Origin of the sequence: Serratia sp. (in: enterobacteria) (assembly GCF_051654945.1) — a bacterium.
In the GTDB taxonomy this organism is placed as follows: domain Bacteria; phylum Pseudomonadota; class Gammaproteobacteria; order Enterobacterales; family Enterobacteriaceae; genus Chania.
In genome coordinates this window covers 95,836-118,297 of record NZ_JBOFZA010000076.1, presented here as the reverse complement: position 1 = coordinate 118,297, position 22,462 = coordinate 95,836, and the positions used below count along the sequence as shown (strand labels likewise).

General features: G+C 54.4%; 17 protein-coding genes. 6 read left to right on the top strand and 11 right to left on the bottom strand.

The window, feature by feature from the left end; genetic code table 11:
• The first annotated feature begins 61 nt into the window (after nt 1-61).
• From ACRDCA_RS15850 to speD, 3 genes are read left to right on the top strand one after another with little or no spacing between them, the layout of a single operon-like run.
• On the top strand, nt 62-2,263 hold the full coding sequence (locus ACRDCA_RS15850; protein WP_438690416.1) for a condensation domain-containing protein: 2,202 nt from the start codon (nt 62-64) through the stop codon (nt 2,261-2,263).
• A complete protein-coding gene (locus tag ACRDCA_RS15845) occupies nt 2,260-3,402 on the top strand; it encodes a YncE family protein (protein WP_438690394.1) in 1,143 nt (380 codons plus the stop codon). The genes ACRDCA_RS15850 and ACRDCA_RS15845 overlap by 4 nt, the downstream gene beginning before the upstream one ends.
• Before the next feature lie 23 nt (nt 3,403-3,425).
• Nucleotides 3,426-4,208, top strand: coding sequence for an adenosylmethionine decarboxylase (gene speD / locus ACRDCA_RS15840; protein WP_438690393.1), 783 nt, complete (start codon nt 3,426-3,428; stop codon nt 4,206-4,208).
• A gap of 68 nt (nt 4,209-4,276) precedes the next feature.
• Here speD and ACRDCA_RS15835 read toward each other — a convergent pair whose 3' ends face one another.
• From ACRDCA_RS15835 to ACRDCA_RS15785, 11 genes are all read right to left on the bottom strand, one after another.
• Complete coding sequence (locus ACRDCA_RS15835) at nt 4,277-4,819, bottom strand: fimbrial protein (protein ID WP_438690392.1); 543 nt, start codon at nt 4,817-4,819, stop codon at nt 4,277-4,279.
• Between the two features lie 13 nt (nt 4,820-4,832).
• The gene (locus ACRDCA_RS15830) at nt 4,833-5,951 is read right to left on the bottom strand and encodes a fimbrial protein (RefSeq protein ID WP_438690391.1); all 1,119 of its coding nucleotides are present in this window, start codon (nt 5,949-5,951) and stop codon (nt 4,833-4,835) included.
• 28 nt (nt 5,952-5,979) lie between these two features.
• Nucleotides 5,980-8,529, bottom strand: a complete 2,550-nt coding sequence (locus ACRDCA_RS15825; RefSeq protein ID WP_438690390.1) for a fimbria/pilus outer membrane usher protein — start codon at nt 8,527-8,529, stop codon at nt 5,980-5,982.
• Nucleotides 8,530-8,579: 50 nt separating this feature from the next.
• Nucleotides 8,580-9,314, bottom strand: a complete 735-nt coding sequence (locus tag ACRDCA_RS15820; RefSeq protein WP_438690389.1) for a fimbrial biogenesis chaperone — start codon at nt 9,312-9,314, stop codon at nt 8,580-8,582.
• Between the two features lie 71 nt (nt 9,315-9,385).
• On the bottom strand, nt 9,386-9,961 hold the full coding sequence (locus ACRDCA_RS15815) for a fimbrial protein (protein WP_438690388.1): 576 nt from the start codon (nt 9,959-9,961) through the stop codon (nt 9,386-9,388).
• A gap of 130 nt (nt 9,962-10,091) precedes the next feature.
• Nucleotides 10,092-10,634 (bottom strand): winged helix-turn-helix domain-containing protein, encoded by a 543-nt coding sequence (locus ACRDCA_RS15810; RefSeq protein ID WP_438690387.1) that lies wholly within the window; start codon nt 10,632-10,634, stop codon nt 10,092-10,094.
• Nucleotides 10,635-11,292: 658 nt separating this feature from the next.
• Nucleotides 11,293-13,488 (bottom strand): TonB-dependent siderophore receptor, encoded by a 2,196-nt coding sequence (locus tag ACRDCA_RS15805; RefSeq protein ID WP_438690386.1) that lies wholly within the window; start codon nt 13,486-13,488, stop codon nt 11,293-11,295.
• 18 nt (nt 13,489-13,506) lie between these two features.
• Nucleotides 13,507-14,835, bottom strand: a complete 1,329-nt coding sequence (locus tag ACRDCA_RS15800) for a lysine N(6)-hydroxylase/L-ornithine N(5)-oxygenase family protein (RefSeq protein ID WP_438690385.1) — start codon at nt 14,833-14,835, stop codon at nt 13,507-13,509.
• Nucleotides 14,832-16,580 (bottom strand): aerobactin synthase IucC, encoded by a 1,749-nt coding sequence (gene iucC, locus ACRDCA_RS15795; protein ID WP_438690384.1) that lies wholly within the window; start codon nt 16,578-16,580, stop codon nt 14,832-14,834. Before iucC ends, ACRDCA_RS15800 begins: the two co-directional genes overlap by 4 nt.
• Nucleotides 16,577-17,527: a GNAT family N-acetyltransferase gene (locus ACRDCA_RS15790; RefSeq protein WP_438690383.1), complete on the bottom strand. Its 951-nt coding sequence runs from the start codon at nt 17,525-17,527 to the stop codon at nt 16,577-16,579. Before ACRDCA_RS15790 ends, iucC begins: the two co-directional genes overlap by 4 nt.
• Nucleotides 17,524-19,257, bottom strand: a complete 1,734-nt coding sequence (locus ACRDCA_RS15785; RefSeq protein WP_438690382.1) for an IucA/IucC family protein — start codon at nt 19,255-19,257, stop codon at nt 17,524-17,526. The genes ACRDCA_RS15790 and ACRDCA_RS15785 overlap by 4 nt, the downstream gene beginning before the upstream one ends.
• A 133-nt stretch (nt 19,258-19,390) precedes the next feature.
• Between ACRDCA_RS15785 and ACRDCA_RS15780 the strand changes: the two genes are divergently transcribed.
• From ACRDCA_RS15780 to ACRDCA_RS15770, 3 genes are all read left to right on the top strand, one after another.
• Nucleotides 19,391-20,617, top strand: coding sequence for an MFS transporter (locus tag ACRDCA_RS15780; RefSeq protein WP_438690381.1), 1,227 nt, complete (start codon nt 19,391-19,393; stop codon nt 20,615-20,617).
• Between the two features lies 1 nt (nt 20,618).
• Nucleotides 20,619-21,497, top strand: a complete 879-nt coding sequence (locus tag ACRDCA_RS15775; protein WP_438690380.1) for a siderophore-interacting protein — start codon at nt 20,619-20,621, stop codon at nt 21,495-21,497.
• A 120-nt stretch (nt 21,498-21,617) separates the two neighbouring features.
• Nucleotides 21,618-22,460: a MurR/RpiR family transcriptional regulator gene (locus ACRDCA_RS15770; RefSeq protein ID WP_438690379.1), complete on the top strand. Its 843-nt coding sequence runs from the start codon at nt 21,618-21,620 to the stop codon at nt 22,458-22,460.
• The last annotated feature ends 2 nt before the right edge of the window (nt 22,461-22,462 follow it).

Sequence of the window (22,462 nt, the reverse complement as noted above, 5' to 3'; positions counted from 1 at the left end):
GCCATCTATCGCCAATGACAGGCGAAGCAGATTTTTTGCCCGGGAGGGTAAAGTGAACAATATGGTTAGCGAATTTACCGGTGATGAAGAGGCGGTCAGCGATGTTGAACAACAGGCCTGGTTCGAACACCAACAACAGCTGCATGGTGAGGGCCAACAAGTACAGGCCTGGCGATTAACCGGTGCCGTGGATTATGAGCGATTGATCCGCGCTCTGGAACAAAGCCAGCGGCAGTTGCCTGGAGCAAATGCCCGTTACGTTTATGGCGATAACGGGCTGGTTCGTTACAGCCACCCGCACTCACTGCCTCCGGTGGCAATTCAGACCATCCGCCATCCCCAGGAAGCCATCGACGTTCTGCAACGCACCAAGGAAACGCCTTTCGATTTGGAGCAAGCGCCGCCGCTGCGTTTTATGCTATTTAGCTCTGATAGCGAAGGCGTGTTGGGGATTGCGGTGCATCGCATTTTGTCTGCGACGTTGGGCTGGCAAGATATCCTGCATACCGTCAGTGCACGTTATCAGCAGCAGGTTCCTCCTGCATCTTCTGCGCCATTGATGTGCCGCTCGTCAGGCATCAATTTAACCCCGCCGCTGCACTTGGAAGACATCACTATTACTCCACTCGTATTACCGTCAGATGGGGAAATACGGCAACATATCCTGCACGCTTTCCGTGAAGCACTCGCAGCGCCAATGATGGGTGAAGATGATGACTTCTTCGATTTTGGCGGGCACTCGCTGATTGCCACACGCGTTATTGGTCGCCTGAAGAGTCAGCACCAGCTTGAGATCAATATTAACGATCTCTTCAGCTACCCCAGCGCGGCTCAACTGGCGCATTATGCCAGCATCGCTAATCATCTGCCTGCTCCGTCGGCTAAGCCAACGGAGAGTTTGGTCTCGCTAAGCCCGCAGGCTCCTTTATCGCTGGCGCAACGCTCATTGTGGAAAATCTATCGGGCGTTTGGCTGTGGCGAGGCGTTCAACATCCCCTTTGCTCTACGCTTTATCGACCCCATTGATGAAGGGCTGTTCTTCCAGGCTTTCCAGGATATTTTGCTGCGCCATCCGGCCCTGCGCACCCTGTTTGTCGATATCTCAGGTGAAGTTTATCAGCAGGTTATCCCAGTGGAGATGCTGTCTCAGTATGAATGGTTCTGTCATTCACAGCCGCAGGATATTCCGCTGAGTGCCGCTTTGCAGCGCGCGGCTGGTCATCATTTTGCACTAGACGATGAATTACCGGTTCGCATCACCTTCTTGCGAGATGAAGAAAATCACCAACAGGTGGTGTCGCTGCTGTTCCATCATATCGTGTTAGACGAGTGGTCGGTGAATATCCTGATGGATGAGCTGGCTCAGGCGATGGCAAGCCGCTCCGCCGGTTTAGCTCCTGAGTGGCAACAGACTCCCGTACCCTTCCACGCCTTCGCTCTCCAACAGCAGCAAGCCGGGTTTAACGATCGCCATCTTGCCTTCTGGTTGGAACGTCTGCACAACGCACCGCCTGCGGCACCGATTTTCGCTACCACTGAGCAAACCATCCCGGCGGATCTCAGTGGTAATTGGGTTGAGTTCAAGCTTGAACGAGCGATTTCCGATGGGCTCTACCGCCTGGCCAAACAGCAGGGGGCGTCGTTGTTTAACGTGGTTTACAGCGGGATCGCCGCGGCGTTGCACCTGCTTGGCGGCGCGAATGAGTTGGTCATTGGCACTTCTGCCTCTGGGCGCAATGACGCGCAGTTCTTCGATACCATCGGGTACTTCACCACCGTTGTCGCCCATCGGATCGTTTTTGCCGATGACACTACGCTCGATGCGTTGATCGATGAGGTGAAACGGCAGATAAATGATTCGATGCCGTTTACCGACATCCCGATCGATCTGGTCGAAGAAGGGCTGTTTGGCGACAACGCACCGCATGACAGCCATATGTTTGAGGTCTTCATTCAGCTTCATGCCAAAAACAAGCTCAATGGGGCTTTTAGCTTGGCAGATGGCCAGTTGGTCCGCTTTCGCCAGATCGATCCCGAAAAGACCGAATCAGTGCTGGGGTTGCAGTTTGAGGTGATGGAAGAGCAGATCGACGGTGAATCTGCCGTGCGGGTCATGATGAGCTATCGCACCGATCGCTATTCATCCGCGCAGGTACAACAGATAGTCCAAACGACGCGCCAGTTGTTTGGCGTTATGGCCGGTTCGGTGGGTCAACCGGCGCTACGTCTTGCTGCGCTACGCAATAACAGGAGCGCGCTATGAAACAGCCGCAGTTGACCGATATTCAACGCATCTACCCGGCTAAAACTCTGGTAGAGCTGGTTTATAGCGCCTCACAGCAGGCGTTATTTGTCAGTTCCCCCGATTGGGATGATGAGGGGCAATCCAGCGTACTGCGGATCCACCCGCAAACCTTGACCGTTGAGGTCAAGATCCCGTTACCGGTCAAAGGGTTTGGCGTAGCGTTGGACGATCGTAATGGGCATCTTTACCTGTCACAAGGGTTCAATGGCACCGTCGCCGTGGTGGATATTGCTGCCAATCGGCTCATTGCCACCATTGCGCTGATGGAGGAGATTACTTTCCATGACCTGTACCAACGGGAGGGGATTGTCGGAGCACGGCAGGCTTTCTTGTTGCGAGAATTGAAGCGCTTTGGCGTGAGCGAAGGCTTTCCCTGGAAGCTGCGCGAGCTGGTTTTCGATCCGCGCAGCGGGCGGTTGTTCTTGCCGGGGCTGGGGCTGGGCATCGATAGCGTGCTGTTTGTGGTGGATACGCGCAAGCGCAAGCTGGAGAAAATCATCCATGGATTCGGCTATAACGTGGTGGGGATTACGCTGGATGAAACCGGGCGTCGCGTCTTTGTTTCTAATATGCAGGGCCAACTGTTTGTTGTCGATCCCGATAGTCTGGAGATCGTTTCCCGCAGAGAGATCGAAGTCGATCAGTTACTTAATATGGTCTACGACCCGGGGCAAAACCGCATCTTTGGTGTCGATCAGGGCATTGACCGCAGTGATTGGCGCAACAATCACCTGGAGCGTGATTATATTGCCCGTAGCGCGGGTCATCAGGTTTTCGTTCTGAATGCGGATAATGGAGAGGTTATCGCGCGTATGGCTACGGATGAAGTGCCGATCGGCCTGGTGTGGGATAGCGAGCAGCAAAGGCTGTACGTCGCCAATCGCAGGGGCATTCGCGTAGCTAAAGGCGAGGGGACGCTAACGGTATTTGATACTGCTGGTTACTGCCTGGTTCAGACCATAGCCATGGCTCCCCATCCCAACAGCCTGGCATTTGATGAAGATAAACAGAGCCTGTTTATTACCGTTAAAAATGATGAAACGATGATTAAGGCAGGGCTGCCTGAATGTGTTGCCCGTATGCCATTGCGCAGGTAAAGGGATAAGGGAGGTAGAGTAAATTGCCTGGGTTAAAGCTGCATGGATTCAATAATCTGACCAAAAGCCTGAGTTTTTGTATCTACGATATTTGTTACGCTGAAACGGTGGCAGAGCGTGACAGCTATATCGCCTATATAGACGAACAATATAATGCCAATCGCCTGACCGAACTCTTGGTCGAAACCTGTGCGCTGATTGGTGCCAATGTGCTGAATATTGCTCATCAGGACTATGACCCCCAAGGCGCCAGCGTCACGATCCTCGCCAGTGAGGAACCCGTGGAGCAAAGTCGCGTTACAACACCACTGTCAGACTCCGTCGTGGCGCATTTGGACAAAAGCCATATCTGTGTACATACCTACCCGGAAAGCCATCCTGGCTGTGGGGTTTGTACCTTTCGTGCCGATATCGCAGTCTCGACCTGTGGGGTGATTTCGCCGCTGAAGGCCCTTGACTACCTGATCCATCAGTTAGAGTCCGATATTGTCACGATAGATTACCTGGTCAGAGGTTTTACCCGGGATGTGTTTGGCGTTAAGCATTACATCGATCATGACATCAATTCGATCCAGAACTTCATCTCGGAGGAGATAAAGTCGTTGTACCACCTGGTGGATATCAACGTTTATCAGGAAAATATCTTTCATACCAAGATGTTAATGAACGCGTTTGATTTGAATAACTACCTGTTCAACGCCAGGCCGGAAGCCTTCAGCGAGGCAAAGCAGCAATGGATCACCCATCTGTTGTGTAAAGAGATGCGGGAAATATACTCTGGCAAGAATATCCCGCAGAAGCTGTAGGAGGGGGGGCACGCCAGCCTCTTTCCGACGAGGGCTGGCAGCGGATTTTGCTAAGTGGCTTTATGCGCTTAGTCATAGGTGACATCAAACCGTATTGCGCTTTTTACTTTGCCGGGCGTTGCGCGTCCTGTCGCATAATACTCGTAGCTGATATCACATTGGCTCTGGTTATTGACAATAACCGCACAGCCAACGCGCGGACTGGTGCGTAAATCCAGCGGGCTGTCATTCATCAGCAGCCTGATTTCGACGTTTTCGGCCTCGCCGCTCAGCGTATTGAGCAGATTGCCGCTATCGGCACTGATCGTCGACCCGTTGGCCAGCGTGATATAAGGGGTATATCCATTGGTACAATGTACTCCGCCAATGGCGATACTGCCTTGTGAGCGGCCTTGGGTCATCCCCGCAGCATGCAACCCTCCCACGGATACCTTTGGCATCACCCAATCGTAGTCCTTATGGTCTTGTCCCTCGACGCTATCGAAATAACAGGTCGCGATCTTGATGGATCCAGTCACGTTCAACACGCCAGTAGAAGCGGCCTCTGCGTGTTGCCCGCTGCCGCTTAGCATTAGCAGAGAGCACAGGCCTAGCGTATTGGTTATCTTCATGCTTCGCTCCCGGTCATTGGTAGGTGATCATAAATTCAATTTGAGCATCGGCCTTGCCTGCCCGGATCGGGGCAGAGGTTTGTACATAGGTCGCCTTGACGCCCAGGCTGTAATCACCACCGCGATCCTCAAAGAAGCTGATGTAATTGGCCAGATTGATATCCTGGTTGAATCTGGCCGACTGGTAGTTGCCGTTCTCCTGCTGCAAACTCAGTTGCACACCGACTCCAGAGGCGGCATCACCGGCTTCGGTATTGAGTTTCGAAATCCCTTGTTCGGCATCGATAAATCCATTGCGTGGCGTCAGCCTGAGGCTGATAACGTTGGGTTTGAACACGCCGTAAGAGGTTGAACCGTAGAACGCGGGGCAACCCGATAGCACAATCCGAGTCTCGGCACGGCCTGCCGTGCTGCCAATACCGTTGAACTCGTCGGGGAAGTGTTCCCCGAGCGGCAGGTAATAATTACTGCCCACGTTGCAGGTGGCCGGGATTGCCGTCAGGTTGCCAACGATGGAGGTGCGTTGATAGACAAAACTCTCGCCATTACCGTCGAAGGAAGTTTGGAATCTGGGCAGGTCACTATTACCAATGGAACCGCTGCCGATGTTGGCGGCGGTCTTGATAAAAGCCACGTTAAAACTGACCGTGGCATCGTCTTGGTCGGTCAGGTTGAAAATGACGTCGCTAATGTTGTTCAGGTATCCGTTGAGTCTGCCAGGGCTGGACAGGCGGGAACCGTCGCTGCCATCGGGAGTTCCTTGCCATAGTGCCACCCCAACGCCGGAAATATTGGTATTGAACACCATCGGGAAGGTGGCATCACGGTAGCTGGATTGGCCATGCGGAGCGCTGGTTAAGGTACTAACCAGATCGTATGGGCCCGCATGACATAACAGCTTGGCACCGTTGCCACTGGTTTGGATACGCTGGGAATAGATCACACTGCCGATGGGAAGATCTTCTCCCACGGTAATATACCCCCCGATGGTCAAACGGGTATCCAGTGGAGAATTGATCGCCGAGCTGCTATCCCACCCGCAACCCGTCGCTGCGGCGAGGGTATTTTGCGCATAGATCCCGCAGCATAACATCAGCGCTGTTGCGGTTCCTGAGGCTATTCTTGGTGCCATTTGGATTCTCATTTACGTTGATACTCGGTTACTGACAGACGCCCTGGATCACCTGTTTGCTTTCTTCAGGCAGGGTAGGCGGCAGCGAATAGTGGATGTCGCAATGTTCTGGTTGGGAATTGCCCCATCGCACCTGTAACACGCCCGCCTGAGCAAGATTGTCAGCAATCACCAGACTGGCCTGGCCGACGATGCCGACGGCATTGTTTTGTGCATCAAAGACGCTGGCCGCAAAGGGGAGTGGGGTTCCGTCTGGCCGTTTGGCCTTGATGTAGGTCACCACGCTCTGCTTGGTCTGATAATCAAGCAGCACCAAGGCACCCGCACGTGGGGCAACCTGGTTACTGGTGGACAGTAATTCCACGTTCTGTGAACTCCCTTTCGGGTCGATATCCACCTGATTGAGGTGGTAAGGCTGGAGGTAAGGCACAATCGCATAGCCGAAGCGGTCGATGTAAACGCCGGGAGCGCTGGTAACCCGCGCACCTTTGGCTCCCGGCGCCCGGACCAAACCGCCGGTTTCACCCAGTGATTGCCCTAACGTAACTCCACCGCGATGGGCGACAATTGCCCCATCCAGGTTGCCAGAAAACTGCTGACTACCTTGGCTGGAACTGAAGGAGGCTCCCATGTTGGCAAAGGAGGCGTGGTAGCCAACGTTACTGCTAAAGACGTTACTATTGCCTGCCGTATTACGGCTGCCACTGACGCCATAATTGAACTGGCTCTGTTCACCCGCATTGCCCGATACCCCGATAAGACCCGTGCTGCCTTTGCTGTCGGTAGTGCCGGTCATGCTGAGCGTTGGCGCATGGGGGCTGGAGCCTAATGGGAGCGAAAGTGTCAGAGCATACTGGGTTTCCCGCCGATCCCCCGTCGTATTGCCTGAGTTTTCATTGCTCCGGCTGCTCAGCGTGCGGTTGACTGAAAGGGAGTAGCTGAGATTGCGCCAGAAGTTGCTATAGCCAATCTGCATGCTTTGCTGTGATCCACTTTGCTGCCAGTAAGTGGCCAGGCTGCCCGTGGCGTACAGATTTCCCCAACCTGCACCCAGCGGCTGGTTCAACGAAAGCGTAAACAGGCTGCGTTGGCGGCCATAGAGATCGCTTTGTTCATTACGCAAGGCCAGATCGCGTAACTGTACTGCGTCGTTCAGGTTCAGGTAGCCGTCGGTCGAAAAACGGTAAGCGGCCACGGAGAGGCTGGTTTGGGTGGCGGGATACAGCTGGCTGAAACCAATACGATAGCTTTGCCCCGAGCGTGTAGGTTGGTTGGGCAAGCGGGTTCTCGCCTCGGTGACATCTAATGACAGTGCACCGATGGGCGTGTTCATGGCTCCTCCCACCAAGGCCGAAACGTACCCTTCGCTGGCAATGGCACCCACGTAGCCAGTAATAAAATTACTCAGGCCCAACTGATAGGTCAGGCTGCCAAAGGTGGGCTTGTTTTCGAGCCCCGAGCTATTAACCTTACCTGCTGCCAGTTCGTAGCGGCTGATGCCAGGCCGCAACATTTGGGCCACCGACGCATAGGGAACCGTAAAGGATCGGATTTGCCCATTGGCTTCTTCCACTCGCACGATCAATTCGCCACCATAGCTGGTGGGATAAAGATCGCCGATCTCAAAGGGGCCTGGCGGCACCGTGGTGGTATAGAGGGTAAAACCATTTTGAGTGATAACCACTCTGGCATTGCTGTTGGCGACGCCGCGTACCACAGGGGCATAGCCACGCAGGGAATCCGGCAGCATGCGATCATCGGAATAAAGCCGCAGCCCACGGAAACGCACGCCGTCAAACAGCTCGCCACTGGTGAAGGCATCGCCGAGGATCAGTTGGGAACGCAGCATGGTGATATCGCGGCCAATATAGGTCGAGGTACTTTTGTAATCCCCGCCGTTTCCTTGCGAAGACCAGTTGAGCGTGCCGCTATTTCTTGCGCGCCAAGGGCCGACATTCAGGCCGTTACGCAGCCCGAGATAGCCATAAGTCTGGCTATTATCCTGCTGTTTTGACTGATAAACGTTGGCATTGTAGTTGACGATCATGGCGGTCAGGCCGTCTTCCCACAGTTTGGGATTGGCATAGCCACGTGGAACACGATTGATCAGTAACTGTGGGATCGACAAGGTCAGCTTTTGCTCCCCACCGTCGAAGCTGGCGCTGGCTCCCGGCAACAGCTCGCTGAGCGAACCGCAATAGCCTTCCTGTTCTAGCTGCTCCAAATGCACCGCTGGGGTGAGAGCCAAGAGCTTACCTTCGCTCAAGTTGAGCTGCGCAAAGAAGCTGCCCGGATAGCAGGGAGTCGTCTTGCTGGTGCTGTTTGGTAGCTGTTTGAATTGGATCTTCTCGCTGCCGATTAACCGGGTATTGAGTTCGATCGAAATCGTGTAGATCCCAGGGATCATGACGTTGCTATGGCTAAATTGGGCGGGATCGAATTTCCCAACCTTACCGCCAGGGAAAAAACTGGGATCGAAGGTCACTTCTTCTGGACCTTCTGCTGCATAAGAAGAAGTGGCCGAAACCATGGCACAGTAAAGCAACCAGTTCAGCGCCGTGTTGTTACGTCTAGTCATAGCATCCTTGACGACTCAGATAATCCAACTTCCTGGAAATAGGGGCTGCGCTAACGGCTTAGCGGATAGATTTTTTCAATAAATGCGCCATAGTCATTGATCGCATTGGTGACCACGCTATTGGGCGAGCCTTTAACCGTTTTATTACTGCGTTTCAGCTGAAAGGTTTGCTCAGAGAAGGGGGCAATCATGCCGCCATCGCTACCCACCACGCTGGCTGTTCCCCGGCCCGGTAACAGCACCGAGGCGTAGCTGATATGGTAGGGGGTCGGATTTTTAGCGATCAGTTTCTCCCCTTGCAGCTGCCAGCTCACCTGCTCCATGCTCTTCGCTGACAATCCTGCCAATGCAGAAGGGCGGTAAAACACCTTCAGGCGGTTGCGATAGGCAATGGAGATATAGTTCTTGTCCGTTTTCGACTGGGGAGGAACTTCAAGCACGTTGATCCAATACAGCGTCTCGCGGTCGGTAGCGCGGTTTGCCACGGGCGTAGCTGTGATGCGTAAGGTTTGCGCTTTGGTCGGTTCAATACGTGCGACTGGCGGCATGATCATAAAGGGAACGTCGCTATTCTCGGGGGCAGCATCGGCATCGCCCGCATCCATCCAGGATTGAACTAACAGCGGTAAATTGCTTTTATTTTGCAGCTTCAACGTCACTTCTTTAGCATCGCCTGGGTAGATAACACGGGTACCAGAAATAACGATGCTGGCATACGCAGATGAAGCAAAAAAACCGGCGGCTAGCGCCGATAATAGCAACCCAAATTTTTTAGTGAAGGGCATAACAATCTCGTCAGTATCGCCATCGAAAAATGGCCCTGTCGATCACAGGGCCAGAGAATTACCGCAATAATTTATTGATAAACAATATTGTATTTAACGGTGGAGGCTACTTGACCTGCGGTGGCCGGGGCGCCCACTGCAATATACTGACCGATGTACTCATATACGGCAGTATTATTGGCGATGGTTTTTGGCGCGTGGTTATTATTGCCGGACAGCAGGTTGATGGCATTGTTGTTATCGCCGTTCAGAATCTGGATCTGAACGTTGCTTGCAGGATTGCTAGCCGCAGTATTTTTCAGCCAGCCGGTAACACTATCGATCGCTGGGCTGGTTGGATCAAAACTAACGGAAGCAACTTTACCATTGGTACAGTTGAGATCATTAGGACCACCTAACGTAATGTTGAAGTTTTTAGGTTTTGCCGTGGCACCCGCATTACTTAAATCACTGACGTTGGCAGTGTCTAAAATGACGTCAACATCAATAGCGCCATTTGGTGTTTGACCGTTAATCAAGCAGGTTTGGTCGATAACCTCACCGGTGAAATTGATGTTGCCGCCGGCTACGGTTGCGGCGGAAACCGCAGTTGCCGTCAAGCCGCTCAGGGTCAGAGACAATGCCAATACTAATGTGCTTTTTTTCATTTAAATATATCCTTGTTAACTAACTTAAAGTAACCCTGGCCTATCAACTGGGTTAATAGGCGTAGGGTGTCATTTCACTATGACTGTGAAAATGCTGATCCCTGGCTGGTAAGAGTAACAAGTCGTTGGGTTATGTCATTTTTATATACAGCGGCGTAATAGAAGCACCGCGCAAGGTATATCCTTTGCCGCGCGAAGTCTTGATAAAATCATTGGCCAGTCCAATCTTTTCCAGCCTTGACTTAAGCTCGGCAATAACCTGTGCTAAGCGGGTGGTTGAAGAGGACAGGTTATGATTTTCCCAAACTTGCACTAACAACTCTTGGTTGGAAACATAGCCGACGCTGGCATGTGCCAATAGATAGTTCAGCAACCTCAGCATGGTTTCACGCAGTTTGAGATAGTTAGTGAATTCGCCGTTGGGTTGATGGCTACATTCGATTGTGTTATAGAGCTTGATAACTGAGCTCGACTTGATATCTACCTGATACTGGTCATCGATAATATAGCCAAACAGTGATAGGTTTTTCTCACCCACATTGATGATCTGCGTTGCCGCATATTTTATTTTCCTCTTGCTATCCATCATCAACTCCGTCGCATCCACTGCTGAAACTGTCCAAATATATTTCACATATCGGAACCGCCACCACCAAATATGAATTTTAGACATATTATTATCTGAGGAATTAATGTCAATTCAGAAAACTAAAAAAATACTCAACCAAAAAAGAATTTAAATCTATACAATGTTGATATTATGGTTTTTTATTTTGTATTTGCCCTGTTTTTATGGTTGTCTTAAACTTAAATTCCATTACTGTAGCAATGCTAACTCATAAGCATAAAACTCTTTTTTTATGGCTTATTTTAGTTTTATTTATCGATTTTAACTCTGTGTGCTCATGCTGATGAAGTTAATGTTCAATAAATGGGTGTTTTACTATCTTGATAATTCGGATTATTCCCAGTATATTGTTGCAGTGTATTATAGTCTTATTCTCATTGAAGTCGGAATAATCTCATTAGCGATACTTGTAAGTGGATATTAAATATGTTCATTTTTATTCTCACTAAGAATTTTTTATTGTGAAAAATAGGAATAACCTAAGTGCCAACGGCGGTTAGTGAAAGTTAACTTGTTGTAAGTAAAAAAGAGATGAGTTTGATAATGGCGGTTGTGACGGTAGTGACGATGAAAAAGGCGTTGTTTTATTGGCGAGTTACCACGTCGCTTAGTTTATGAGTTTTTTCTAATATCGGCACATCACCGTCCCTTTAAGAGGATAAATTGCAGGCCGGTCAAGGCGATCCGGCCTGCTTAGATAAAATCAGAACAGTACCGAGTAGTTCAAACCAAAGGTGCGGCCACGGCCTTTATAGCTGTACAACTCCGGCGCGCCGTAGGTTGGGCTATACAGGATTGGCGCACGCTGCCCCCAAACGGTGGTGTAGTCTTTGTCCAACAGGTTTTCCACGCTGAAGCTGACTTTGCCTACCGGCAGCGCGTAGCTGCTGAGGACATCGATGGTGTTATAGCCGTCGAGCTTGCGGCCCTGGCTGTCGGAAACGTCGAAGGTTTGCTGCGACTGCACGCGCACCGTCCAGTCACCCGGCGCCCAGTTGACGTAGGCGGTCGCTTTCGACGGGCTGGCGGTATCGACGGTCAGCTTCTCCCATTTGCCATCGGTTTTGGTTTCCGACTTGATCAGGTTGAAGGTGGCACCAGTGCTCCATTCGCTGTCATCGAAGAAGTAATCCACCGCGCCTTCCATCCCATAAATCCGACGCTTGTCAGAGTTCATGTTGATAGTCATATCGGTCTTGTTGATGGTGATGGTCTTGTCTGACAGAGAATAGTAGGCAGCCACCTGGGTGCGCAGGTTATCGCCGGTGTAGCGCCAACCCAGTTCGTAAGAGTCAACCTTGATGCCGTCCAGCTTGGAGTCATTGACGTTGACGCTTTTTTGCAACTGATAGTGGCCGTTCACCAGTTTATAGGTGCCGGAGCCGTAATATTTGGCCAGATCCGGGATCTCAAACCCTTGTGAGAAGTTGAACCAGGTTTGCTGGCGCTCAGTCAGATGGGCCAGCAGGCCAGCGTTGAACAGCGCGTTGTTATAGTCAGTTTTACCACCCGGCACTGCATCGGCAGAGGTGGCCAGACCGTTGGCGATCCCTTGCTGCTGAGCGTAGCCAACAAAATCATCCACCTTGTTCTCGGTGTACTGGTAACGCACGCCGCCGCTCAGGGTAAACATCGGGTCGATGTCGTAGCTGGTTTGCAGGAACGGTGCCAGGTTGGTGGTGGTGTAGCTTGGATAACGGCCAACGTTGTAGGCATTTTGCAGCGTCATGCCGCCAGACTGCTGGGCCAGCGCCAGGTTAAAGAATTGCTGGTTGGCGTTGAAGCTTTCGTGGTCGGCGTCGAAACCGTAGGTCAGCGTCAGGCTGTCGATTGGCTTGCTGTTCAGTGTCAGCTTGCCGCCGTAGAAATCGGTTTTCTGCTGTGAGGCACCAATGCTGGTCACCTTGCCGCCGCTCAGGGTAGGGAACGGATAGAAGGTCAGCGATTCGTCACGATAATACACTTGCGCCACCAGATCCTGGCCCCAGAAATCGGTGTTGGAGTATTGCAGGTTGATCAGATGACGCTCGGTGCCCGGGACACGATCCGAATCCAGATTACCGCTGTTATAGGCCTGGCCGTTGCCGGTCACCGCCGAGAAGTTTTGCCCCAGATACAGGCCGTGCTTGCCGTCTGACTCACTGTTGAAATATTGCGTGGTCAGTTGCAGCTGTTGGTGATCGTCGATATTGATGGTGCCGGTGCCCATCAGGTCGATACGATCGGAATATTGCAGGCCGGTCTGGGTGTTGTCGATCAGCACCTCATCGCCTTTGCCGTCATACCAGCCGCCGTAGCGCTGATAGGACACGGACAGGCGGCCTGAAGCCTTGTCGGTGCCGCCGCTGACCGCCGCCGCGACGTTTTCATCGTGATCGCTGCTGCTGTTGAAGCCGGTCTTGCCGCCAAGCTGCAACTCAACCTGTTTCTCTTCCTGGCCCTTCTTGGTCACGATGTTGACCAGGCCGCCGGTGCTACCGCCGCCGTACAGCGAGGTTGCACCCGATATCACCTCAATGTGGGCGATGTTGAATGGATCGATCGAATCGAGCTGGCGGCTGTCGCTGCGCGATGAGTTCAGACGTACGCCGTCGATCATCACCATCATCGAACGGCCACGCAGGTTCATGCCGTAGTTGGTACGGCCCTGGCTGCTGACGTCCATGCCCGGGATCAGTTGCGACAGCACATCCTTGATCTCTTTGCCGCCCTGCACCTGTTGTTCAATCTCCTGGCCTTCGATCACCCAGGTGGTCTGTGCCATTTCCGCCACGCTGCGGTGTGAGCGGCTGGCGGAAACCACCAGTTGGTCATCATTTTTTTGTTCTTCTGCCCAGGCCGTTGGTGCCAGCATGGCCAACAGGCAAGGATTTAGTACCCAGAGGTGTCTGCGTTTCATTTTTTTCCCATGGTGAGTTTAAAACTCGGTGTAGTTAAAGATGGCGCGTTCAGCCTGGGCGGTTGCTGCCGCCTGTTGGCTACGCCATTGGATCACAGCCGGGGTGGACGTTAAGTCGAACCGATCGCGCCCTAATGCCCGGTTGAGAATTCGGGCCGAACGCCAGGCCATCAGGCTGAGCTGGGGTTCGGCAATGCCATGACTGTGCATACCGGCGTTGACGGCAAACAGACAGTTTTCGCTCGGGCCCTGCCATTCCAGGGTGAAATCCGGGGTGATGCGATACTCATCGTTTGCCGTGGTCAGCAGGCGATTGGCCAGCGGAGCGAGAAACGCTGGACGATCCTGTTGATAACCGGTGGCGAAGATCACCACGTCGCAGTCGAAGGTTTCCTTGCCTTGATCGAGGTGATGATGAGTCACCAACTGATAGCCATTGCCGACCGCGTGCATCGCTGCCAATGAACGGCTAGGCAGCAGGTGTGCCCAAGGTTTTTCACGTAATACTTCAAAGCGGTGATACATCGCCTGGTAGATCGCCAGCAGCGATCCGCTGGTGATGCCGTCCGAGGTCATCTTCTGCTCGGTCAACATGCGCTGTTTGGCGCTGTCGCTCAGGGTGTAGAAGCTTTCAACATATTCCGGCGTGAAGTACTCATTGGCGAAGGCGGCTTCGTCCAGCGCGTTGTAATTGTTGCGGCGCGAGATCCAGTTCAACTGCTGCGGCTGGCCCCACTCGGCACGGAAAATATTCAAGAACAGGTCGGCACCGCTCTGACCACCGCCGATCACGGTGACGCGCTTGCCGGTCAGATCCGGGTTGCGCAGGCTCATTTCGCTGGCGTGGAAGCAGCGATCGTTCTGTTCGCTGACGCAGTCCGGCAGTTTGGGGCGCTTGCCGATGCCTAAACAGATATGGCGGGCGCGGTAAACATCGCGCTGGGTGGTGACGACAAATTGGCGTTGCTGGTCGTCAAAATCCACGCTGCGGATGTCTTGGCTGAATTCCAGCGTATCCAGCCCGTTAGCGGCCCAGTCGAGATAATCTGCAAACTCTTCGCGGGAAACCGTACGCTGTTCGGTGGTCAGAAAGCGGTAAAACTTCTTCCTTTTCACCAGATAGTTGAGAAAGCTGTACGGGTTGGTTGGCGAAACCGCGCTGACCAGATCCTTGAGGAAACTGGTTTGCATATGGCAATCCGGCACCATCATGCCGGGGTGCCAGGAGAAGTGCGGTTTGCGTTCGAAGAACTTACTGTTAAAGCCGCTAACTTCGCTGCCGAGAGCGGCAATACTCAGATTGAATGGACCGACGCCGATGCCGATGAAATCGAGAGGCTGACTCATTGGGCAAACTCCTTGGAGACCAAATAAAGAGGGTTATCCAGATCTTGCAGATAGTTCGGCAACATGCGGCTGCCGCCATCCTGTTCTGAATAGGTGAGTTTCACCGGGTTGAGGACCACACGGATAATCTGTGGTTTGAAAAGGTCGAACAGGGCAAAGCGTTCGGCCAGCTGCGGGTGCTGCGCCATATAGCGCTCCAGCACCTGTGCCAGCACTTGATAGAAACGCGGTTCGCTGATGCCGCAGCCGCTCATCAGCGGCGAAATAAAGCGTAAGACGGTGACGAAATGCCCGGTTTGCAGATCATGGATCAGGTAGTCGGCCGGCAGGCGCACCGTCACGTCTTTCACCACCTGCGGCAGTGAAGCGGCCTGTGGGAAATCCTGATCCACCAGACGCATGTCACCCTGGAAGTCTTTTAACAGCACGCGCTGCGGCACATGGTCCTTCATCACCAGCGTGATGTTCTGGCCATGGGCGATCAGCGCCACCCCGTAGCAGCACATCAGGTGGTACATCGGGATCACCACCGCCTCGAACATCTGCGCCAGCCACGCCTCTGCGCTCAGGCCGGAACGCGCGATGTAGGCGGCGATCAGTGGTTCACCCTGATTGTCGGTTTCCATCAGCGTGGCCATCAGGATCGCCTGTTCATTCGCTTGCAGATAACAGGACGGATTTTCACGCCAGATCACCCCGAGCATCTCCTGATAACGATAGGGAGCCTTGGGTAGCGCGGCATAGGTTGGGTGGGCCAGATAGCCCGCCGCCGGTTCCCCCAGTATTTGGGCACCGCTGGCCTGCAAGGTGCTGTCGCTGGCGAAAATTTGTTGCAACCAACGTGAAGCCGCAGGCCCGGCGCTGATGTACTTGCCCGGAATGCCCCGATAGCAGGAAGTGTTGTAAATAGTCAGCGGCAGCTTGATATCGAAGGGCACGCGACGGCTGGTATTGGTCAGCGTACGTAGCGACTGCTGAGCCAGATAGCGATCGCCAAACTCGCCCAGTTCGATCAGTTCACCACTGGCCAATTGTGGCAAGAAGTGCAGTGCGATTTTTTGTTGCCACTGCCAAGGGTGCAGCGGTAGCGGCACCCACTCGTTATTCAGCTTCAGCTCGCGCCAATGGCGATCAAAACGCTGGCGTTCGTTCTTGTCCATGGCGCTGTCAAGCAGGCTTTCCAACGGGAAGTCTTCATCGATGCACCAGACAAAGCTACTGCGTTTGGCGGCCACCCAGTGCAGTTGGAACTGTCCCTGATATTCCGGCGCATAGTGTTGCAGTGCCGTCAGTCCCCAGCCACGGCGGCCCTTGTTGAAGACGAATTTCGGGTGGCCGGCCAGCAGGCATTGCAGCGCATCGGCATCCAGCGCAATCAGATCGCTGGCATGCATCCCGTGGCGGGCGGCAAGCAACTGCATGTCGCCGCGCAGCGTGGCGTACAGATCTTCCAGATGTTCGGCGATTTGTGCGTCGTCCATCTTCAGCACCTGCGCCAACTGCCGCAGCGTTTGATCGGCGGCCAGCGGCTGGCGATCGCCGCTCAGGCTGTTGGCGTCGATGTGCAACCAACCCCAGATCCCGCGTTTGGCGCTGAAGCGATAGGTGGTGTCACCTAAGGCAATTTGCCATTGGTCGCCGTGCTCCTCGGCTTGCAGCGTACGTTCATATTCCAGCTCCGCCAGGATTTTGGCGATCATCTGTAGGTTGACGCGTTGCCAGTCGGCGTAATCATGGCGGCTCATACGTGTGCCTCCCGGAAGAAATCTTCACGCTGGTTTACGATCAGACGCGAACGCTTGTGCGGGAAATCGAACTCTTTCAGCGTGTGAAAACCCGCGCCAGGCAGATGGCGGAATAACCGGTGGTTATCTGCGCGGGGTTCGGCCACGACGCGAGTCGTGCGGGGTTCATCCAGATATAAATAGTGGGTCAGGCCGCGTAGCCAACTGCGGATGTACTGCGCGCCGCGCCAGTCCTCTTCACCCACTAACATGTGCAGGCCGCGATCGAAAGGTTGCCAACGATAATGGCGGCCAATGCGATCTTCTGGCGCCCAGTAAACCTCGAAATAGCCAAAGGGCTGGTCGTCAAAGCAGCCCAGCAGCGGGTAGCAATAGCTGGAGTTCAGTTGGCGCTGTAAATAGGCGGCCTGCACCTCGAGCGGGCCACTCATTTCCCAGAAAGCGTCGACACGGGGTGAGTTCATCCAACGGGTGAACTGCTCGGCATCACGTTCCACTTCGGGCGTGCGGAAACTCAAGGTACGTTTGATTTGCGGATCGTAACGGCGATAAACCTCGCCGCTTGGCCGTGCCGGGCGGTGCGGGAACCACAGCTCGCGCTCGGCGTCATATTGCATCTGGCCAGCAGCAGCATGACGTTCGGCAACCAACCACAGCGGCAATTGGTAGAAGGTTACGCGGGCCAGGTAATCGCTATTAGCCAGGGAGAACAGCGCCAAAGCCTGCGGCTCCTCGCGCCATTCGGCATAGGGCAGGGCAATGCCGCTTAACTGCGGGGCGGCGATCAGCAACTGGTCCAACGCCTGGATCAACCAGCCCGCCGGAATTGAACCCGGATAATGCAACGCGGCGCTGCCGTCCAGTCCCAGGCTGAGGGACAGATTTTTTCCCAGCAGCTCGCAACGAAAGCCGTTGGTGGCGTGAATAATCTTGGCTACTGGCATCATTGAGCAACCCCTACGCGCAGCGGATTGATGAAATCAAAGTAGATCACCGCCGGATCGACAATGGTGTTCTCATTGTGATCGTGCAGGTAGCAGAAGAAGTTGCCCTTGCAGTTCCAATGTGGGCTGTCGATCACATAGTCCAGGCACAGAGTATTTTTCGCCGAGTTACGCAGCGTGGTTAACGCATCCCGTACCCGTATCATCAGGTGCTCTTCACTATCGAACCCTGCTGCGGCCATCGCGGCGGTCACTGCCAGGGTAGAATTCACCAGCAGGTAGTAAGGGAAGTAGCGCAACAGTTGCTGCTCGTTGAAGCGGTTTTCCGCCTCGGCTTCGCCAATCTCATCCAGCCACGGCGTGGCATCGCGGGTAAAACCGCTGCCCTGACAATCGCGATACAGCATACCCACCGGCAAGTCTTGCTGCATTTCTACCAGAATGTTTTGCTGATGAGCCAGTAATACCAGGCCGTAGTCGGCTTCGGCGCTGAATAGCGGTAACAGCACCTGCTGGCAGTAAGCGTCGAGCCAGCAATAGGCGGCCTGTTGCAACGGCAAGTTCAGGCGAGCAGCCAGGCGACGGACTGCCGCTGCCAATAGGCTGTCGCCGCCGTCAGGCGCGGCTTGTGTCAGGGTGACCAGGACGTTGGTTTGGCTCTCTGCCTGGCCGAACAGCAGGTTATCGCGCAGCGCCATCAGGCTCTCTTCCTGGATCACGCCGTCAGCGCAACGGAGCCCGGCCCAGCCATCTTCCTGCATTACGCGCATTGTTGGGTAACGGGCTTGCAGTTCCTGCCAGCGGGAGGTTTTCGCCAGCCGGGCCAGACGCATGCCGCGTTTCACTTCTTTCACCGACAGGGTACGCACCGAGTTGGTCAACCTTACGCTGAGGGAGAACTTGATCATGTCACGGCTATTCGCCTGGTACAGCGAACGTGAAGAACTGGTGGGCAGCCAGCGCTCACCGGCCTCACCCAGATCGCTCAGCTTGTGCTGCGCGACCAACTCGCGGCACCAGGTTTGTGCCAATAGGTAATCGGCTTGCCACGGGTGCATCGGCAGCAGCCAGACGTCATCGGTGAAATGGCCAAGCAACTGCGGTGCGCTTTCTGCGGCAAAGCGTTGCAGGCGCTGCTGTAAGGTCAGATCCAGGCTATCGCCACACAGGTTACGCTTATCTACCGCAAACCAGCGCAGGGGGAAGCTGCCAGCAAAGTCTGGCAGATAGCGCTGTGCCTGCTGGTGATCGAAAGGCTCATGGGATTTCGGTGCCGGATGGAAGGCATGGCCAGCTAATAGCCCCTGTTCCGCCTGGGCAAAATTCAGCGGCTGGTCACGAAGCCTTGGCCAGTCCAGCCGGATAGCGATCGCCTGTTGGGTATTGTCATGACTTTCCAGCACCCGCTGGCGAAAGCGCGCCAAAACGTCGTCACTCAGCTGACCTTTTATCGCCGGTTTGGCCAATAACAGCGTCACCAACTGCGCAAAACTCAGTGCTTCACCGCTGCCATTCAGGCGAGCCGGGAACTGGTATTGGTGATGTTGGGTCGGTGAGGTATGGCGTAACGGAATGCGAATAAATTGGCTATCTGCCAGTGGGAGATGTAACTGCGGCGATTGTTGGCTATCGGTTGCCGGAACGATGTGCCAGTCCCGGGTTTCACGCATTAACGCGTTGAGGAAACATTGCGCAGCCACATCGGTTGCTGCGCTTGCTAACTGGATGGTCATGACCCTTGCCACTCTGGAGCGATTGAGAATGATTCTTATATCAATAGTTCTTATTATTATCAATCGTCGCATGATACAATTTTTTAATTAATCACACATAAAAACATCATTTTCTTAACGGTTATTTTACCTAATGCGCTTATTTCCCGCTTCAAAAATCGTTGCAATTGGTAATGATTCTCCTTCAAACTGGCCGCTGGCGTTTTGTGCCGGGCTATTGGGTATTGGGCAAAATGGCTTGCTGGTGGCATTACCGGTGTTGGTCAGCCTGACTCAGCTCTCACTGTCGGTGTGGGCGGGATTGCTGACGCTGGGGTCGATGCTGTTTCTGGTGGGTTCCCCCTGGTGGGGACGGCAGGCGGAAATCCGCGGTTGTAAGTACGTGGTGATTATGGCCCTGGCAGGCTACTTAATCAGCTTTGCGTTACTGGCCTTGGCCGTGTGGGGGCTGGCTGCTGGTTGGCTGCCGGAAATGGCTGGGCTGGGTGGATTGATCGTGGCGCGCATTATCTATGGCCTGACGGTGTCGGGCATGGTGCCAGCCAGCCAGACCTGGGCACTGCAACGAGCCGGATATGAACAACGTATGGCGGCGTTAGCCACTATCAGTTCAGGTCTGAGCTGTGGCCGTTTACTTGGTCCGTTATGTGCGGCCCTGGCGTTGTCCCTGCATCCGATGGCGCCGCTGTGGCTGATGGCGATTGCTCCGTTGATCGCGCTGCTGGTGATTTGCCGCCAGCATAACGATCCTCCATTGCCTGCGGTGGCACACCAGCAAAATCGCCTGCGGTTGACGATGGTGCCTTATCTGCTGTGCGCGTTGTTGCTGGCAGGGTGCGTCAGCCTGATGCAACTGGGGCTGGCTCCGCATTTACAGCTGCTGTACAGCCATTCGGCGACGACCGTCAGTCACCATGTAGCGATACTGCTCAGCGTGGCGGCGGGTTGCACGTTATTGGCTCAGTTTCTGGTGGTGCGGCCACAGCGGCTTACACCGTCACAGCTATTGATGGTTGCCGCCGTGTTGATGATCGCGGGCTTGGGGCTGATGTGTACCACGCCGTTGGCGCTGTTTTACCTCGGCTGTGCGTTGGCTTCGTTTGGTGCCGCGATGGCGACACCGGGCTATCAACTGATGTTGAACGATAAATTATCTACCGGTAAAGGTGCGGGAGCGATCGCCACCAGCCATACGTTAGGTTATGGCGTGAGCGCGCTGATGGTGCCGGTGGTGAGCAAATTTTACGGTGAGTCGCAGCTGGTTGCGGCGGCACTGGTAGCCGCCGTCCTGCTGGGCGGCATTAGCAGCTGGCTATGGTGCCAGCATCGAATGGCAGACATTGCGCGGGAGAGTCAGTGATATGTCCGCAAGCTATCGCATCTTTGATCTTACCTTGAAGCACAAGGAAAACATTTCCCCTTCGCTGCTGCGCTGCGTGTTTACCGGCCCAGAGGTTCAGCATATGAAGCTGGAAGCTCCCGATCAGCGTATCAAGCTGCTGTTCCCGGTAGCGGAAGGGCAAAGCCAGCCGTTGGAGAATAGCGAAGATTGGTATCGTAACTATATGGCGATACCGAAAGAGCAGCGGCCTGTGATGCGTACCTACACGCTGCGAGCGTTGCGCGCTACCGAAAATGAAATGGACGTAGAGTTTGTGCTCCACGGCGTCAACGGCCCGGCCTCCGCTTGGGCGACGCATGCCGTTACAGGGGATAAACTCCAAGCCGTGGCACCAAATGCCGATTTTGCTGAGGATAGCGGCGGTTATGAGTGGGCTCCTCCGGCGCACACCCAGCAGGCGTTGCTGATTGCCGACGAAACGGCGCTGCCAGCGGCGATGGGCATTCTCGAACAGCTGGCGCAGCAGGCTAACCCGCCGCGTGTGCAGGCTTTCTTCGAAGTCCCGGTGGCGGGTGATTGCCTTGATATGGCGCAATTCTCGTTTGCCGAGGTTTACTGGCTGCCACGGGATGTTGGACAACAGCAACTGCATGGGACACTGCTGGTGGAATCGGTGCGTCAGCGGGTTAACATTCCTGCCTCGGCACGGACCGCAGCGCAATCTCTGGCAGAAAACAGTTTGGGCGGGGATTTGCTGTGGGAGCGTGCCGAAGGGGCTAAAACCTTCTATGCCTGGGTGGCGGCAGAGTCATCGGTGGTGAAAGCCCTGCGTCGTTACCTGATCGGCGAACGCGATCTGGATCGTTCTACGGTCAATTTTATGGCTTATTGGTGCTAAGTGAGCCTGTTAAATTGCTGTATCTAATAGTGCTACAGTTGGAAATTGTTCTGGACGCTGGCAGCCGCTTTGGCTGCTGTGCTATGTTCCGCTGCAACGAAAGTTACAGCGGGAGTAGCGATGAAACAGATTGATGAACGCCTGCGCAGCGAATATCCGCAATTGGCACCGCAAGAGCAGCGGGTAGCCGACTTTATCTTCGATCACTTCGCTGACCTGATTAGCTATAACAGCGCCGAACTGGCACGCCTGAGCGGGGTGTCCAAGGCCACCGTCAGCCGTTTGTTCAAGCGGCTGGGTTATGCCAGCTATCGCGCGATGCGTGATGAACTGCGTACCCTGCGCCAAAGCGGTATGCCACTGACCGACAGCCGCGATGCGGTGCAGGGCAACACCTTGCTGGCCCGCCATTACCAACAGGAAATGGCCAATCTGACGCACTGGGTCAAGCAGATTGATGCGGCACAGTTTGGCGCGGTGATTGCGGCTATGGGGCAATCCCGGCGGCTGCTGTTGTTGGGGATGCGTAATAGCTATCCCGTTGCGATGCATTTGCGCCAACAACTGATGCAGGTGCGCGAGCAGGTGTTGTTAATCCCCCAGCCGGGCCAGACGCTGGCCGAAGAGCTGGTGGATCTGGGGCCGCAAGACATGGTGGTGGTCGTTGCCTTTCGCCGTCGTCCACGCCTGGTACAAGAGGTATTGCAACAGTTGCAGATCCAGCAGGTGCCGACGCTGTTGATCTGCGAACCGCAGGCCCAGGCGCTGCTCCCGCTGGCAAGCTGGCATTTGATGACGCCGCTCGATAGCGTTTCGGCTTTTGATAGTTACTCCAGCGCCATGAGTCTGGCGAGCCTGTTGAGTAATGCTCTGCTGCATGATCGGCTGTCGCAAGGGCGGCAGCGTATTCACCAGGTGGCTGATCTGTTCAGCGATCTGGAGGAATTGGAGCAGCGTAGCTGAAT